The organism is Streptomyces marispadix, assembly GCF_022524345.1.
Lineage (GTDB): Bacteria > Actinomycetota > Actinomycetes > Streptomycetales > Streptomycetaceae > Streptomyces > Streptomyces marispadix.
Genome location: NZ_JAKWJU010000002.1, coordinates 4,778,108 through 4,792,984 on the forward strand (window position 1 = coordinate 4,778,108; position 14,877 = coordinate 4,792,984).

The 14,877-nt window shown below is 66.0% G+C and carries 12 protein-coding genes and 3 pseudogenes; 11 read left to right on the forward strand and 4 right to left on the reverse strand.

What is annotated here, in order from left to right:
• Positions 1–73: 73 nt before the first annotated feature.
• From MMA15_RS20090 to MMA15_RS20115, 6 genes and pseudogenes are all read left to right on the forward strand, one after another.
• Positions 74–979 (forward strand): annotated as a pseudogene (locus MMA15_RS20090) (MCE family protein); the annotation flags it as partial.
• Positions 976–2,139 carry an MCE family protein gene (locus MMA15_RS20095; RefSeq protein WP_241061531.1) on the forward strand — a complete coding sequence of 388 codons (1,164 nt, stop codon included), beginning with the start codon at positions 976–978 and terminating at the stop codon, positions 2,137–2,139. The pseudogene MMA15_RS20090 and the gene MMA15_RS20095, both read left to right, overlap by 4 nt.
• Entirely contained in the window at positions 2,136–3,473 is a 1,338-nt protein-coding gene (locus tag MMA15_RS20100; protein ID WP_241061532.1) for an MCE family protein, read from the forward strand. The genes MMA15_RS20095 and MMA15_RS20100 overlap by 4 nt, the downstream gene beginning before the upstream one ends.
• Complete coding sequence (locus tag MMA15_RS20105; protein WP_241061533.1) at positions 3,473–4,765, forward strand: MCE family protein; 1,293 nt, start codon at positions 3,473–3,475, stop codon at positions 4,763–4,765. The genes MMA15_RS20100 and MMA15_RS20105 overlap by 1 nt, the downstream gene beginning before the upstream one ends.
• On the forward strand, positions 4,738–5,280 hold the full coding sequence (locus MMA15_RS20110; protein WP_241061534.1) for an Rv1363c family protein: 543 nt from the start codon (positions 4,738–4,740) through the stop codon (positions 5,278–5,280). Before MMA15_RS20105 ends, MMA15_RS20110 begins: the two co-directional genes overlap by 28 nt.
• 24 nt (positions 5,281–5,304) lie before the next feature.
• Positions 5,305–6,048, forward strand: coding sequence for a hypothetical protein (locus MMA15_RS20115; protein WP_241061535.1), 744 nt, complete (start codon positions 5,305–5,307; stop codon positions 6,046–6,048).
• 252 nt (positions 6,049–6,300) lie between these two features.
• Here the strand turns inward: MMA15_RS20115 and MMA15_RS20120 are convergent, their stop codons facing one another.
• Positions 6,301–7,506, reverse strand: a complete 1,206-nt coding sequence (locus tag MMA15_RS20120) for a S8 family peptidase (RefSeq protein WP_241061536.1) — start codon at positions 7,504–7,506, stop codon at positions 6,301–6,303.
• Positions 7,507–7,934: 428 nt separating this feature from the next.
• Here MMA15_RS20120 and MMA15_RS20125 point away from each other — a divergent pair.
• Positions 7,935–8,149: pseudogene (locus tag MMA15_RS20125) on the forward strand (tyrosine-type recombinase/integrase); the annotation flags it as partial.
• Positions 8,150–8,317: 168 nt separating this feature from the next.
• Here MMA15_RS20125 and MMA15_RS20130 read toward each other — a convergent pair.
• Positions 8,318–8,566 (reverse strand): annotated as a pseudogene (locus MMA15_RS20130) (IS5/IS1182 family transposase); the annotation flags it as partial.
• A 95-nt stretch (positions 8,567–8,661) separates the two neighbouring features.
• On the opposite strand from MMA15_RS20130, the gene MMA15_RS20135 reads away from it, so the two are divergent.
• Both MMA15_RS20135 and MMA15_RS20140 read left to right on the forward strand, forming a co-directional pair.
• A complete protein-coding gene (locus MMA15_RS20135; protein WP_241061537.1) occupies positions 8,662–9,471 on the forward strand; it encodes a hypothetical protein in 810 nt (269 codons plus the stop codon).
• Positions 9,472–10,013: 542 nt separating this feature from the next.
• A complete protein-coding gene (locus tag MMA15_RS20140) occupies positions 10,014–10,940 on the forward strand; it encodes an aminoglycoside phosphotransferase family protein (RefSeq protein WP_241061538.1) in 927 nt (308 codons plus the stop codon).
• Between the two features lie 3 nt (positions 10,941–10,943).
• Here the strand turns inward: MMA15_RS20140 and MMA15_RS20145 are convergent, their stop codons facing one another.
• A complete protein-coding gene (locus MMA15_RS20145; protein ID WP_505016613.1) occupies positions 10,944–12,344 on the reverse strand; it encodes an NsdA family TPR-like regulatory protein in 1,401 nt (466 codons plus the stop codon).
• A gap of 252 nt (positions 12,345–12,596) precedes the next feature.
• On the opposite strand from MMA15_RS20145, the gene MMA15_RS20150 reads away from it, so the two are divergent.
• A complete protein-coding gene (locus tag MMA15_RS20150; protein WP_241063317.1) occupies positions 12,597–13,169 on the forward strand; it encodes a bifunctional DNA primase/polymerase in 573 nt (190 codons plus the stop codon).
• A complete protein-coding gene (locus MMA15_RS20155; RefSeq protein WP_241061539.1) occupies positions 13,159–13,437 on the forward strand; it encodes a hypothetical protein in 279 nt (92 codons plus the stop codon). The genes MMA15_RS20150 and MMA15_RS20155 overlap by 11 nt, the downstream gene beginning before the upstream one ends.
• 648 nt (positions 13,438–14,085) lie before the next feature.
• Here MMA15_RS20155 and MMA15_RS20160 read toward each other — a convergent pair.
• Positions 14,086–14,871, reverse strand: a complete 786-nt coding sequence (locus MMA15_RS20160; RefSeq protein WP_241061540.1) for an SMODS-associated NUDIX domain-containing protein — start codon at positions 14,869–14,871, stop codon at positions 14,086–14,088.
• Positions 14,872–14,877 lie beyond the last annotated feature (6 nt).

Below are 14,877 nucleotides of genomic sequence, written 5' to 3' on the forward strand. Positions count from 1 at the left end.
CAGCCCCGTGAAGATCGGAATCGCGGGCCTCACCGCCCTCGCACTGCTCACCGCGGCCGCGTTCAACATCGACGACCTGCCGCTGATCGGAAGCGGCGACCGCTACAACGCCTCCTTCTCCGAAGCGGGCGGTCTCAAGTCCGGCGACGAGGTCCGCATCGCCGGGGTGAAGGCCGGCGAGGTCGACGAGGTGGCCCTCGACGGCGACCACGTCCGGGTGTCCTTCCGCCTCAAGGGCGACCCGGCGCTGGGCAGCCGCACCGGCGCCGCCATCCGCGTCAAGACGATCCTCGGCGCGAAGTACCTCGCGCTCGAGCCCGACGGCCCGGGGCAGTTGGAGGAGGGCAGCACGATCCCGCGTTCCCGCACCACCCCCGCCTACGACGTGGTGGAGGCGTTCAGCGATCTGACGACCACCACGGAGAAGGTCGACAAGAAGCGGCTGGCCAAGTCCATGGACACCCTCTCCGCCACCTTCAAGGACTCGCCGGAGGAGGTCCGGGCCTCCATCAAGGGCCTGGCGAAGCTGTCGCGAACGGTCTCCTCACGCGACGAGAAGCTGCGTGAACTGCTCCGGCACTCCAAGGGCGTCAGCGGCGTTCTGGCCAAGCGGTCCGGGGACTTCACCGAACTGGTCGACGACGGCGACAAGTTGTTCAAGGAGATCAACGCACGGCGGAAGGTCATCCACTCGCTGCTGAAGAACGCGGTGCGTATGAGCGTGCAGCTCTCCGGCCTGGTGAAGGACAACCGCCGGCAGATAGGGCCCGCCCTTACCCGCCTGCACACCGTGGTGCGGATGCTCGAACGCAACCAGAAGAGCCTCGACCGCAGCGCCGAACTGCTCGGCCCGTACTCACGCGTCTTCGCCAACACCCTTGGGAACGGGCCCTGGTTCGACTCGTACGTGCAGAACCTGGTGGCCGTGCCCGGGAAACCCCGCGGCGGCCCCGACGTGAAGCCGGGAGGATCACGATGAAGCCTCTGCCTGCCGCGCTCGGCTCGCTGCGCCGCCTGCGCGGCAATCCACGCTCCGCGCTCGCGATCGCCGTCGCGCTGGCGGTGGTCGCCGCGGTGGTGATCGTGGCCTGGCCCGGGAACGACACCAAGAAGGTCACCGCCTACTTCGCCCGCACCGTCGGCATCTACCCCGGCTCCGACGTGCGCGTACTGGGAGTGAAGGTGGGCGAGGTCAAGGACGTAACCCCGCAGGGCAAGCGGGTCCGCGTACTCCTCGAATTCCCCGCCGACCGCAAGATCCCCGCCGGCGCCGAGGCCGCGATCATCAACTCCTCGGTCGTCAGCGACCGTTACGTGCAGCTCCTGCCCGTCTACCGGAAGGGCCCGGTGATGCCCGACGGCGCGGTCATCCCCCAGAAGCGCACCGCCGAGCCGGTGGAGCTGGACCGCGTCTACGACAGCCTCCACATGACGTCCGAGGCGCTGGGCCCCAAGGGAGCCAACAAGGACGGCTCGCTCTCCCGGCTCCTCGGCGTCAGCGCCGACAACCTCGACGGCCAGGGCAAGCAGGTCAACCGCACGGTCCACGATCTGTCGAAGGCCCTGACGACGCTCTCCGACGGGCGAGGCGACATGTTCGGCTCGATCCGGAACCTACAGGTCTTCACAGCCGCTCTCGCCGCCGACGACGGCAGCGTACGGTCCTTCAACGACAGCCTGGCCAAGGCGTCGAAGACGCTCGCCGGGGAGCGGAAGGACCTGGTCGCCGCGGTGCGGTACCTCGCGATCGCCCTGCGGGACGTGTCCGGCTTCATCCGGGAGAACAAGAAGTCCCTCAGCTCCGACGTGCGGGGCCTCAGCAAGGTGACCCGCGTACTGGTCAAGCAGCGCAGCGCCCTTGAGGAGCTGATGGACGCCTCTCCCACCGCACTGTCCAACCTGAAGGAGGCGTACAACCCGTCCTCGGGCACGCTCGACACCCGGAACAACGCCGAACAGGCGCAGGACCCGGACGCCGTGCTCTGCTCCCTGCTGAAGACGTCCGACCCGAAGACCGACTGCGGGGCTCTGAAGGATCTCTTCGACTCGCTCCCCGAGCTGCCTGCGGCCGGTGCCCCGAAGGTGGGGAAGCCCAGCATGGACCGGTCCCTCGGCGGAATCCTGGAGGGCCGCGCATGAACGCCGTGATCAGCACAGCGCACAGTGCGCCGCGGCACGCGGGGCAGCGAGCCGCGAAGCGGGCCGCGGTCTGGGGCCTCACCGGATCACTGCTGTCCGGCTGCACGTTCAGCGGGCTGTACGACGTGCCGCTGCCCGGCGGCGCCGGCGCCGGTGACGGCGCCTATCGCGTCACCGTCGAGTTCCGGGACGTGCTCGATCTCGTGCCGCAGTCCACCGTGAAGGTCGACAACGTCACGGTCGGCACCGTCGAGCAGATCCGGCTGGACGGCTGGCACGCGCGGGCCAGGCTGCGGGTGGCCGACCACGTGAAGCTGCCGCGCAACGCCGTCGCCTCGGTGCGCCAGACGAGCATCCTCGGCGAGAAGTACGTGGCGCTGTCCAGGCCCGGGGGAGTGAAGCGCCCGCAGGGCAGGCTCCGGGACGGAGCGGTGATCCCGCTATCCAGAAGCGGCTCCAACGCCGAGATCGAAGAGGTGCTCTCCGCCCTCTCGGCGCTGCTGAACGGCGGCGGCGTGGCCCAACTCAAGATCATCACCACGGAGTTGAACCACGCCCTCGGCGGCCGGGAGGACCGCGTCAAGTCCCTCCTCAAGCAGCTCGACAAGTTCGTGGGCGGCCTCGACAAGCAGCGCGACGAGATCGTGCGTGCACTGAAGGGGATCGACAGGCTCTCCGCACGGATGAAGCGGGAGCGCAAGACGGTCGGCACCGCGGTGGACACCCTGCCGCCGGCCCTGAAGGTACTGGCCGACGAGCGGCGCAAGCTCACGAAGATGCTGACCTCCATGTCGAAACTGGGGAAGACCGGGACCCGGGTCGTCAACGCGTCCCGCGACGACACCGTCGCCAACCTGCGGCATCTGGCGCCCATACTCAGGCAGTTGAACAAGGCGGGCAGCGACCTGCCCGACTCCCTGGAGCTGCTGACCACTTACCCCTTCCCGCGCAACGCCACGGACGCGGTCAAGGGCGACTACGTCAACATGAAGATGACGGCCGACCTCGACTTCGACAGCGTCTACGGCAATCTCGCCGACGGGAAGAAGAAGCCGAAGAAACCCGGCGACGAAGGCCCGAAGCTGCCGGATCTCCCTGGCACCCCCGACGTACCCGACGTGCCCGACGTACCCGACGTACCCGACGTCCCGAACCTTCCCGGAGACGGCGGAGAGGGAGGAACCGGAGGAAGCGGCGGCCGGGACGGAGCCCTGTGCCCGCCGCTGTGCACCGGCGACCCCGTCTCCTACCGGGAGCACGACGGGCGGCCCCAGTACGGAAACGGGGTGTCCGCCTCTCTCGTGCGGCTCATGACAGGGGGGATGTACCCGTGATGCTCACCCGCACCGTCAAGGCGCAGCTCATCGCGTTCGCCACCGTCACCGTCGTCGGCGTCTCCTACGTCGGTGCCGAGTACGCCGGGCTGGCCGACCGCTTCACGGACCGGGGCTACACAGTGCGGGCACGGTTCGCCGATTCGGGCGGGATCTTCGAGGGCGCCGAGGTCACCTACCGCGGGGTCCCCGTGGGCCGCGTGGGAGCACTGAGACTGTCCGGACCGGACGGTGTCTCGGTCGAGATGCGGCTCGACGACGGCCCGCGCATCCCGTCCGACTCCCTCGCCGTCGTGGCCAACCGGTCGGCGGTCGGCGAGCAGCACGTCGACCTCCAGCCCCGCACCCGGAACGGCCCCTATCTGAAGGACGGCAGCACCATCGCCCGGCGGGACACCCGGGTGCCGCTCCCCACGACGGAGCTGATCCGCAGCCTGGACCGGCTCACCGGCTCCGTCGGCAAGAAGGACCTCCGCGTCACGGTCGCCGAGTTGGGCAGGGCCTTCGCCGGAACGGGACCGAACCTGGGCCGTACGGTCGATTCGGGCGACAAGCTGGTCGAGTCCGCGACCGCGTCACTGCCGCAGACGATCTCGCTGATCGAGAAATCCCAGACCGTGCTGAAGACGCAGGTGGACAAGGGGTCGGCGATCAAATCCTTCTCCCGCGACCTGGCTCTCCTCAGCGGCGACGTCAAGTCCGGAGACAGGGACTTCCGCAACCTGCTGGAGAACGGAGAGAAGGCCGCACCGCAGATCGACTCCCTGATCAGGGCCAACGAGACGGCCCTGCCCGTGCTGATCGGCAACCTCATCAGCGGCGGGCAGATCACCTCGGCCCGGCTGCCAGGGATGGAGCAGATGCTCGTCGCGTTCCCGCTCACCGTCGCCGGCAGCAAGACCGTCGTCCCCGGTGACGGCACAACGCACTTCGGGCTGGTCGTCAACGCCGACGACCCGCCCGCGTGCCGGCAGGGCTACGAGAGCACGAAGCGCCGCGACCCCTCCGACACCAGCGAGCGGCCCGCCAACACCGACGCCCGCTGCACGGCGCCACGCGGCAGCGGCACCAACGTCCGCGGGGCCCAGAACTCTCCGAGGCCCTCCGGGCCGGGCGGCGCCGACGCCGGTACGGGCGATCAGACCGCGGCACACGTCAGCCCCTACGACCCGGAGAGCGGAGCGGTCCGCGGGCCGGACGGACGCACCGTTCGCATCGGCTCATCAGGCGGGGAACAGAGCACGTTCGGAAAGGACTCCTGGCAATGGCTGCTCGTTGGACCCATGGCATGACCCGCACGGCCACCCGGCTGGCTACCCGCCTGGACGGCACCGGGCGGACGATCACCGCAACGATCGCCGCCGCGGCGGTGGCACTGCTCGCGCTGTCCGGCTACTTCGCTTACCAGCTCTACGGACAGCACCAGGAGGAGCAGCGCCGGCAGGACGTCCTCTCCGCCGCACGGCAGACAGCGGTGAACTTCACGTCGCTGCACTACAAGACCTACAAGTCGGACAGCAGGAACGTCCTCAAGGGCGCCACGGGCCGGTTCAAGAAGCAATTCTCCGCGCAGACCGAGGAGTTGACGAAGCTCGTCACCCGGAACAAGTCGGTCTCCAAGGGGCAGGTCCTGGAGGCGGGGGTCGTCAGGGCCGACGAGAAGACGGCGCGGGTGCTGGTCGTCGCCGACAGCACGGTGAAGAACGTCTCCACCCCCGAAGGGCAGACGCGCAACTACCGCCTGCAACTCGATCTCGCGCATGAGCACGGACGTTGGCTCACCTCGGACGTCGAGTTCGTGGCCTGACGGGCGGAAAGGAGAGGAGGACCCATGGTGAAGTCACCCGTCGGTACTCGTACCGGATCCGGCGCGAGCCGCAACCGTGCTGTCGCGGCCGCCGCCCGAGCGGCCACCAAGCGGGCCGAACGTGCGCGGGCCGAGGAGAGCGACGAGCCGCCCACGGTGACCGCCGAGGCGAAGGCACCGCGCGTGGAACGGTCGACGAAGGTGCGGCAGGCCGAGGGGACCGGAGAGCGCGAGGCGGGGCGGGAGCGGCGCGGGCACGGCGCACGGGTAGCCCTGCTCACGGCACTCGTCGTCGTGGGCGTGGTCTCGGCGGCGGTGTTCGGCTGGCTGCGACAGTCCGGCGAGGGAACGCGGGTAGCACGGGCGCAGGCCCTGGCCGCCGCCCGCAAGGCCGCCCCGGACATCCTCAGTTACCGCTACCAGCACCTGGACCGGGACTTCGCGAAGGCCCGCACCCACCTCACGGGCGGCTTCCGCGAGGAGTACGCGAAGACGACCGAGAAGGTGGTCGGCCCGACCGCGAAGAAGTACAAGGGCGAGGTCACCGCCACCGTTGCCAGACCCCGCTCCGGCGGCACCCCGGCCGCCTCGGTGGTCTCGGCCTCGGTGGTCTCGGCCTCCCGGGACCGGGTCGTCGTCCTGCTCTTCATGAACCAGATCACCAAGAACACCCAGGCCAAGAGCCCGCGAGTGGACCTCAACCGGGTCCGGATGACGATGGTGCCCACGGCAGGGGGCTGGAAGGTGAGCGCCGTGGACGCCCTCTGAGCCGGCCGGCATGCCGAGCGGTCACCGGAGGGCACGCGCGTGCCCGCGGTACTGCTCGCGGTCCTCTGCGGTACTGGACGGCAACTCCTGGAGGGGGAGCAGGAGTTGGCCCCGGCACGGGCACGAAGCCGCGCCCGTCCGGTCGGCGGCCGTCGTACCCGTCCCGGTCCGGTGGGTCACAGCCGTGACCGGCCCCAGCGGGCCGGGGGCCGGTCGGGTGTGAGGAGGGCGGCTCCTCACACCCGCCTCGGATCAGAACAGGCTGTGGAGGAGCTTGTTCGGCGAACCCGCCCTCGGGTCCCGGACCTTGTCGCTCGTGGCGTTGTTCACGAGAGCGTCACGGACCTGGGCGGGGGAGGCGTTCGGGTGGTCGGCCAGGTAGAGGGCGGCGACGCCGGCCGTGTGCGGCGTGGCCATGGACGTGCCGCTGATGGTGTTCGTGGCGGTGTCGCTGTCACTCCAGGCGGACGTGACGTCCACGCCGGGGGCGAACAGGTCCACGCAGCTTCCGTAGTTGGAGAAGGACGCGCGTGTGTCCGAGCTGTCCGTGGCGCCGACGGTCATCGCCTCGGGCACCCGCGCGGGGCTGACGGTGCACGCGTTCTCGGGCAGGCCGAGGATGTTGCCGTTACCGGCCGCGATGGCGTAACTGACGCCGGAGGAGATGGACTTCTTCACGGCGTCGTCGAGTGAGGGACTGGCGCTGCCACCGAGGCTCATGTTCGCGACGGCGGGCTTGGCCGCGTTGGCGGTGACCCAGTCGACGCCCGCGATGACACCGGAAGTGCTGCCGGAGCCGAGGCAGTTGAGAACGCGTACGCCGACGACGGAGGCGCCCTTTGCCACGCCGTAGGTGGCCCCCGCGGTCGTGCCTGCGACGTGAGTGCCGTGGCCGTTGCAGTCGTTGCCGTTCTGGCCGTCGCCGACGGTGTCCGTACCTATGGACGCCCTGCCGGCGAACTCGCGGTGCGAGGTGCGCACTCCCGTATCGATGACGTAGATCTTCACGCCGGACGCCGTCGTGTTGTAGGTGTATGTGCCGTTCAGGGGCAGATCCCGCTGGTCGATCCGGTCGAGGCCCCAGGTCGCGCCGGGCTGGGTGTCGCTGACCGAGACCTTGGAGTCCTGTTCCACGAGGGCGACCCGGGAGTCCGCGGCCAGCTTGTGCGCCTCGGCCTTGGTCATCCTTACGGAGAAGCCGTTCAGCGCGTCTCCGTAGAGGTGCGAGAGACGGCCGTTGTTGCGCCGTGTCAATTCATTCGCGACGGAACTCTTCGAGCGGGTGCCGTCCTTGAGGGTGACGATCCAGCTGCCGGGGATGGCTTTCCCGGCGGCGGCGGGCCGGACTTCCGCGGAGGGCTGCGCAGCGCTGTGAGCCGGGGAGCCGGCCAGCTGCGTGCCGGCCAATAGCAGGACGGCTGGAACGAGAGCGCCCAGACGGCGGGTTACGGATCGCATGAAGTGCACCAGACCTTTCCTCGACCGGATCTCGGACGCGTGCGGACCGCACTGCTGTGTGTCCCCCCGGGCGGGCGCGGCGCCTCACGCGGGTTGCGACTGGTCAGGTGGTACACGGGGCAACAACTCAAGCTGTTTTCCGTCGAGTTGGCCCGGCGCAGATTCGAACTGGGCGCAATGCTCCTCGTCGAGCGAGTTCGAGGACTACAGCTTGAGGCGCCAGTTTGACGTGCACTGCAAAGGTCAACAGGAGTTTCGGACGTTGTCACCCTGCTGACAAGCAGTGTCGCGGCCGGCCTCCGAGGGGTCAAGGACTCTATGGAGCAAGGGAATTGAGCAGGAATATTGACTTTCCAGTGAAGAGCGCCCGGTATGGCGCGGCCGGACCCTGGTGCAGTCGCCCGTCGGAGGCCGTCGCCGTCACAGTCCTTTCGTCGGTGCTGGCGGCCAAGCCGTACGACCTGCGGCACGCCTGCGTCTCCCAGTGGCTCAACTCCGGTGTCCCTTTCCGGAGGTCGCCCGACGAGCAGGCCACTCGGTAGAGGTCCTGCTCAAGATCTACGCCAAGTGCATCGACGGCCAAGAGGCCGAGATGAACGACCGGATCATGCAAGGTCTGGGAGAGGAAGGAGCCGACGGCTAGGCGTTTTGGCCCGCCCGAGGCGTGGGCAGAACCTCACGGCCGTGGCTGGTGAAACCACACCCAAGGAGGGGAACGTGCCGAATCGGGAGGGCAGGAACGCCGTTGCAGCTCGACGAGCAGCCGAGTGGGCCGAAGAGCGTACAGGGGTGGCGGCCCTGAGCACTCGTCTCATTTGGCGAGTCTGCGGTAGCAGATGAGGATGCAGGCGATGCTGGTGAAGGCGAGGAAGTGGTCAGCTTTGCGTTCGTAGCGGCAGTGGAGGCGGCGGCAGCCGGCGAGCCAGGCCATGGCGCGATCGACGACCCAGCGGTGGCGGCGCAGCCGTTGGGACGCCTCGACACCTTGCGGGCGATGCGGTGGGTGATGCCCGCGTCCACGTAACCGGCTCCGCAGGTGGTCGTAGTCGTAGCCCTTGTCGGGCGCGCTTGACTTGTTGTCGAACTTCGGAACAACCAAATACGACATAGACCAGCAGATTCGCCCGATAGCAGTCGAGACCCATGGAGCATTGAATGCCACGCCATGACACGTCAAACGCGCCGGTCTTCAGTCTGTACTACATCGCTATCGATACCGAGGCCGGCGTGACGCCGGAGCAATTTGAATCCTTTGTTCGCCATAAGGGCGTGCACATCCCCTGCTACCCCGGATGGCGCTGGACGCTGCTGCGCGGCCTGCGTGGCGAACGAGCCGGCCAATACCTGATGCTGTTTGAAATCGATGACGTCGGGCAGCGCGACCGCTACCTGGCGGCTGACGGCAATCAAACAGAATTGGCACGCAAGTTCTGGAGCGATCGTCCCGAGGCCCGGGAGCTTGTCCATGAATGGAGGAAATACGGCACATTCAGCGAATTGCCCACGATCTATACCGACTACCGCTTGCTGGCGGAAAACAAGAAAAGCACCGTCGCCGATGGGCCGCGTTATCAGGAGCGCGGCCCAGGAGAAGAACCTCTCGCCCGGGTGATCGGCATCCACAATCTCGCGCTGCGCCCCGATGTCCGGGCAGATACCTTCGAAAGCTTCATCGCTGAAAATCATCATCGCATCGAGGACTACCCCGACTGGAAATTTCGCCTGCTGAAAGGCGAGCGCGGAAACCGGCTGGATCAGTATGTAGTGCTGATGGAGATTGCCAGCCTCGCGGCACTCCATGCGTTCTATCCTGATGCGGACATCGCGACTGCTGAGGCTGCTGCATTCGCCAAGGCTTATCGGGACACGAAGCAGATGTACGAGGAATGGAAGCAGCTGGCTTCGTTCTCCGGCTCACCGCAGATCTACACCGATTACCTGTCGGTGGCGGAAAGCCTGAGCTGACGCAAGTGAGGTGATCTCACCAACCGTGCTGGCGCAGAGCGCCATTGCTCAGCCCTGCTGGACCTCGCTGACGCTGTCCGTGAGTCGGGTCGGGGAGTAATGGGGCCTCGAAGAGCCCTTCATAAGCGGCACATAGATCCGCGTAGCCCCGGAGAGATCCGGGGCTTTCGTCGGGTGCTCGAACCACTTCGCAGAAGCCTCGTGAACCGGCGCTGACCTGCCCCGAAGCCGTGCAAGATCATGACGCTATGCAACGTGATCACTGTCATGAGACTGCTCCGAGCCGCATCCGGCTGCACACGCAACAACGCCCCGCAACCAGCATTCAGCCTGGTCACAGGGCCTTCGCGACACTTACACGGAAGTACCCCCGGCAGGATTCGAACCTGCGCACACGGCTCCGGAGGCCGGGGAAGCTGGCGGACTCGTAGGTCGTTGACCTGCGATTTCTGACCAGTGAGCGTGGCTGACGCCAAGATCATTACGCCATTACTACGTGGGCGGTCTGTCACCCGCTTCTTGAGGCAAGTAGCGTCGACTGCATGGTCTCAGGCGAAGGGGAGTCCCAGAACGGGGCGGGGGAGTTCACTGCGGAGAGCGCGGAGGCCGTGCTCCGCGAAGCCTGTGCGACGGCTGGGTTCGATCCCTCGAACGCGGAGCTGCTGCGCCTCGGCTCCAACGCCGTGTATCGCCTCGCTCATGCGCCCGTAGTCATCCGTATCGCCCGTAACCCATCGAGCATGGAGAGCATGACGCACGCCGTGCGGGTCGCGCGCTGGCTCGAAGGGGAGGGCTTCCCGGCGACACGAGTCGTCTCGGGGGTCGAGCAGCCGGCGCTCATCGGCGGCCGTGTTGTGACCTACTGGGAGAACGCTCAGGACACGCTGGAGTACGCGAGCCTCGACGAACTCGGGGACCTGCTCCGCTGGTTGCACTGGCTGGAGGAGCCGGAGGATCTGCGTCTGCCGTACTTCGATCCCTTCGCCAAGGTCTGGCACAGCCTGGGCCTGTTGGACGGCGTAAGCGAAGATGACCGGAGCTTCTTGGAGGAGCGGGTCGAGAAGCTGCGCAAGGATTACGACGAGCTGGACTTCGTGCTCCCCTTCGGGATGATCCACGGAGACGCCAACGTAGGTAACGCGTTGCGGGACCAGGAGGGGCGCGCACTCCTCATCGACTTGGACGGTGCCTGCCTCGCGCAACGTGAATGGGACCTGATCCTCACGGCGCTCTACTACGACCGCTTCGGCTGGCACACGCGGAGCGAGTACGAATCCTTCGTGCATCACTACGGCTTCGACATCATGAACTGGCCCGGCTACCCGGTTCTGGCCGATCTCCGCGAACTCATGATGACGCTCTGGCTCGGCCAGCAGGTCAGCACAAGTGAACGTTCAGCCGAGGAGTTCCCGCGTCGCGTGCACGACCTCCGTACGGGCGGAAGCCGACGAGGCTGGCAGCCGTTCTGAGACCTAGTACGGGAGCTTCACTTCGCGAGCCTCCTGCCACAGACGGTGCTCCGCGGCCTGCTCGTGGAAGTCCCGGACTGGCGCGGCATTGCCCAACTGCCTCAAGTTGGTGCGGAATTCGGCAAGGTATCCGGCGCAACGCTTGGACTTGAGCTGAGTCCCCATGTCGAGGGCGTCCAACGCGATGGTGCACGCCTCTTCGGCGTTGCCGGCCGCCAGGTGAGCATCCGCTAGAACCATCGTGGCGAAGAAGTCGCTTCGTACGTGGCTACCGCTCATGGCGTTCTCGGCTTGGCTGACCGCCTTCTGTGCCTTTCCGATGTCTCGGAAACAGTGGGCCGCTTCTGCCGCGAGTTCGGCTTGGTCGAAGTAGGTGATCCACTCCGGTTCGTCGTCGTTGTTCACGCTTTCCAGCAGCCTCGCTGCTTCGGCCAGAGCCGTTTCACACCCACGGGCATCGCCAGAGCGCGCGAGGGCGCGGGCTTCCATGGCGTGGAACTGGGCCATCAGCGTCGGTGTTGCCACGCCCGAGATACCCATGCGGGCTGCACGCGCGAGCGTCGCGGCTTCAGTGAAGTTGCCGATGAACGTGGCCTGGTGACTCATCGCCGAAAGAATGCTTCCGGCAAGGCGACGGTCGTCCCCGTCCTGAGCGAGCCTGAGCGCTTGGAGGAAGTACCGCTGCGCCAATCCGTGGTGGCAGGTGTCGTACGACATCCAGGCGGCCAGCAGGGTCGACTCTGCGACGGTGGAGAACAACGCGCGGCCAACCGCTTCCGTGTACTGCCCCGTGAGCAAAGGGGCCACATCGCGGCTGAGGTACTGGATGACTGCCTGACGCCCGTGATCTCCGCCGAAGCGGTCGTCCATCTCCGCGAACATGTCGCTGGTGGACTTGATCGCGTCCACGTCTGTGAGACCGACCCGCAGATGCCCTTTCGGGGGCGAAGCCGGAAAGGAAGGCTCGGGTGCGACAAGCCAACGAAGCGATGCCTCGCTCCAAGCCGGTTGCGACGCTTCCGAGAGAAGCAGTGGCTCGTACCCGTGTAGATCAGCACGCCACAGCTGGTCGACCGACCGGAACGCGTCCTCTGGGCTCGGGGGATAGCGCACGTCCAACAACTGGGCATCTTGGGTGAGTAGATGTCCAAGCCCCAACTCGACTGGTGACTTCCCCAACGCCTCGCATACCAGGGGCCCGTAGAAGTCATCCGGGACGCTATGTCCGTTCTCCCAGCTCGCGATTCGTCGCTTCACGCTCGCGTCACCGGGTAGCTGGTCGCCTTTGCGCGAGGCGGCTCGCCGCATCTCCGCGATCAGGCGCCCCTGTCCCCAGCCCAATTGCTTTCGGGCGCTGCGTAGTTCGTTCACGGCAGAGCGGGCGGCCTGGTCCTGACTCGTCATGACCGCCTACCCCCGGTTCCGGCTGCAATGGCTCTTCCATCTGACGGTAAGGACGTCACGCTTCGGTGTCTTCCCCTTGCTAATAACCGGCCACTCAGCCTGGAAGTGACGTGAGAGGACGTGCTGTTGCCGGGCGCGTCACCCCACGTCACCTCTCGTCATCTCCCCAGCTCATGGGCGCACACCGGAAGGTGGTCGTACGGCGACCAACCGGTGGTCGCCGGTCGCCAACTGAGGTGAGACGACGTGCAGATGATGAGCAAGCGCGGCATCCAATGGCTGTCCGCCTCCGCGGACGACCCGGAGGCGTGCCGTGAACACTGGGCCGCCGACCCGCGTGCACCGTACCCGCTCTCGGCTGGCCGCTACTTCGACGTGGTCTCGGTCGCCCAGCGAGTCGGACTGGAGACCTTCGAGCAGTTGACGCGCCACAACATGCCTATGGGGCCCGTCATGATGGACCGCTCAGCGCGGCGAACCGGCTTCTTTCTGCCCTCCGGTCAGCGCGAACGCTTCGCCCGCATGGTGTTGAACGAGACGACCGATGCCCTCTCCTACCGCTATCTGGACGAAGGCTCAGTGATCGTCGCCCCTGGCCCGATGCCGCTCAGCGCCGACCGATACGCCTGGCTCCGTGCTCCAACGAGGCGTCCAGAGGCCACGCCTGCGCGAGTCGCGGCGCTTGCGGTAATGCTCGTAGCCACATCCGCTCTGGTCGACCGTGCCGATCAGTACGAGCGGGAGCGCGTGGACCTGGAGGCAACGCTCGGGAAGCCGCAAGGCCAACTGAGCGCGATGTCGCCGGAGGTAGCTCGTGAACGCTGAGCAGGACTTCCCGGACGACGCGAACTGGTCGCCTCTGGAAAGCAGTGAGTGGTACGCCGCGCGTCATGCGATGGCGGCACTGCGCGACGTCCTCATTGCAGCCGGCATGGAGCGGGACTTCCCTTACCTGCGCGCCGACTTGAACGCCTTCGGACACGGAATGATCGAGCTTGGCCGCATCGCACCCCAGATCGCGGAACGTCTTGCGGAGCTGCTTCGGCTGGCCCTGGAGTGCCCGAGCGACGTTCACACCACTGACGGGCCATAGGAACGATGCGAGCGGTGAACGAGGTGAACGGAATGACAGGCCGACGAGACGTGTGCGCCCCGAGCGCCGAGGATTTGCAATCGGATGTGCCCTACGTACGCGGCTGGATGGAAGGCCGTCGCGGAGCAGACGCGTTGGCTGAGGCCCTTCGAGCCCTGGGCCTGGAAACCGACCTGCCGGGCCTACGAGCAGACGTCAATGTGCGCGGCGACGGAATCGTCTGCCTCGGCGAAGTTCGCCCGGCAGCGACGGAGTTGCTGGCCCGCGCTCTGACGGCTGGCCTGTCCGTCGAGATGGCCCGTCACGACACGCCACCTCCGAGGAGTTCGCCGCCCGAAACTCCCGCAGGGTGACATCAGACCGAAAACCGCCCTGTGCACGGCTCGGCCCGTCCTTGCCAAGGAGTCGATGTCCGGGACTTCTTCATGCCACCGCTTGCTGCGCCTGGATGGTCACTCGCGGCAGGCCCGGTTATGAGTGAGGCGAGGTTGTTTCCGGCAAGCGAGCAGAGTTTCACGGGGGTATGAGTCAGTGCTTTACGCGATGAGTTGAGGGTATGCCGTCCGTCGAGACCGGCGCCTCGGCGCCGCAGCTCGAACGAGACGGCATACCTGCGTGCGGCTAGCAGTGAGCTAGCAAACCAATCTCCTAGACAATACGGCGAGCGTGCTGTGCCACGTTCAAGACTGTTCTGTCGGGCAATACTCCGCGTCGCCGGATGGTCTCTTCTGCCACCCAGGTCACGTCCGGGAGATCTGTATTAGCGAGTTGCCGGAGTTCAGCCTCCTGAGCTGGAGTCGGCAATAGTTCATATACATCCGCAATCAAGATCTCAAGCGATTCAGCGTGCTCGCTGTATCTGATTGGATCAACCTCTCGCTTAACGTAATCCTGAAAGACGTAGGGAAACACTTCTTGTGACAGTATCCCCGTACCGATTAGCTCCTCGTAAAACTCGCGCCATGGTGAATCCTCACGCCCCGAACGCTCGTTAAACCATTTATAGAATTTAGGAATCTGCGAGCCTTTGATGTATATTCTAAGGTCGTTACCACTTTGACTGTCGAAAGGGATTAACGAGTCATCTTGTGCATTGATACTAGTAAGGAAAACTGTCCCAGATGAAGAGACCTTGTAAACGCCACCCACGGGCTGGATTTGCGCGAAGCGACGACCTTTGACTAGTAAGTACTTGTCATCAATCTTGATCCTAAAGAGGTATGCAGCGGATATTCTCACATCCTTTCCTGCATAGCGAACCGAATACCAGAGATGACGCATGGTGATGCGGTTAGCTATAAGTCCATCAAGTACCGGAATCGAGAGACTGATGACAGCGCCGCTGGCTAGATTACCCACAGTGGAACCGTGAGCCGCAAACGCCAGAGTCAATGAGGCAAGAAAGAGAATTTGGTAAATAATGAACCTTGTCACTGGCCC

What these genes read in the sequence shown, in the direction of transcription:
- MMA15_RS20095 (WP_241061531.1), top strand. Translation starts at nt 976, where the DNA reads ATGAAGCCTCTGCCTGCCGCGCTCGGCTCGCTGCGCCGCCTGCGCGGC.
- MMA15_RS20100 (WP_241061532.1), top strand. Translation starts at nt 2,136, where the DNA reads ATGAACGCCGTGATCAGCACAGCGCACAGTGCGCCGCGGCACGCGGGG.
- MMA15_RS20105 (WP_241061533.1), top strand. Translation starts at nt 3,473, where the DNA reads ATGCTCACCCGCACCGTCAAGGCGCAGCTCATCGCGTTCGCCACCGTC.
- MMA15_RS20110 (WP_241061534.1), top strand. Translation starts at nt 4,738, where the DNA reads ATGGCTGCTCGTTGGACCCATGGCATGACCCGCACGGCCACCCGGCTG.
- MMA15_RS20115 (WP_241061535.1), top strand. Translation starts at nt 5,305, where the DNA reads ATGGTGAAGTCACCCGTCGGTACTCGTACCGGATCCGGCGCGAGCCGC.
- MMA15_RS20120 (WP_241061536.1), bottom strand. Translation starts at nt 7,506, where the DNA reads ATGCGATCCGTAACCCGCCGTCTGGGCGCTCTCGTTCCAGCCGTCCTG.
- MMA15_RS20135 (WP_241061537.1), top strand. Translation starts at nt 8,662, where the DNA reads ATGCCACGCCATGACACGTCAAACGCGCCGGTCTTCAGTCTGTACTAC.
- MMA15_RS20140 (WP_241061538.1), top strand. Translation starts at nt 10,014, where the DNA reads ATGGTCTCAGGCGAAGGGGAGTCCCAGAACGGGGCGGGGGAGTTCACT.
- MMA15_RS20145 (WP_505016613.1), bottom strand. Translation starts at nt 12,344, where the DNA reads ATGACGAGTCAGGACCAGGCCGCCCGCTCTGCCGTGAACGAACTACGC.
- MMA15_RS20150 (WP_241063317.1), top strand. Translation starts at nt 12,597, where the DNA reads ATGATGAGCAAGCGCGGCATCCAATGGCTGTCCGCCTCCGCGGACGAC.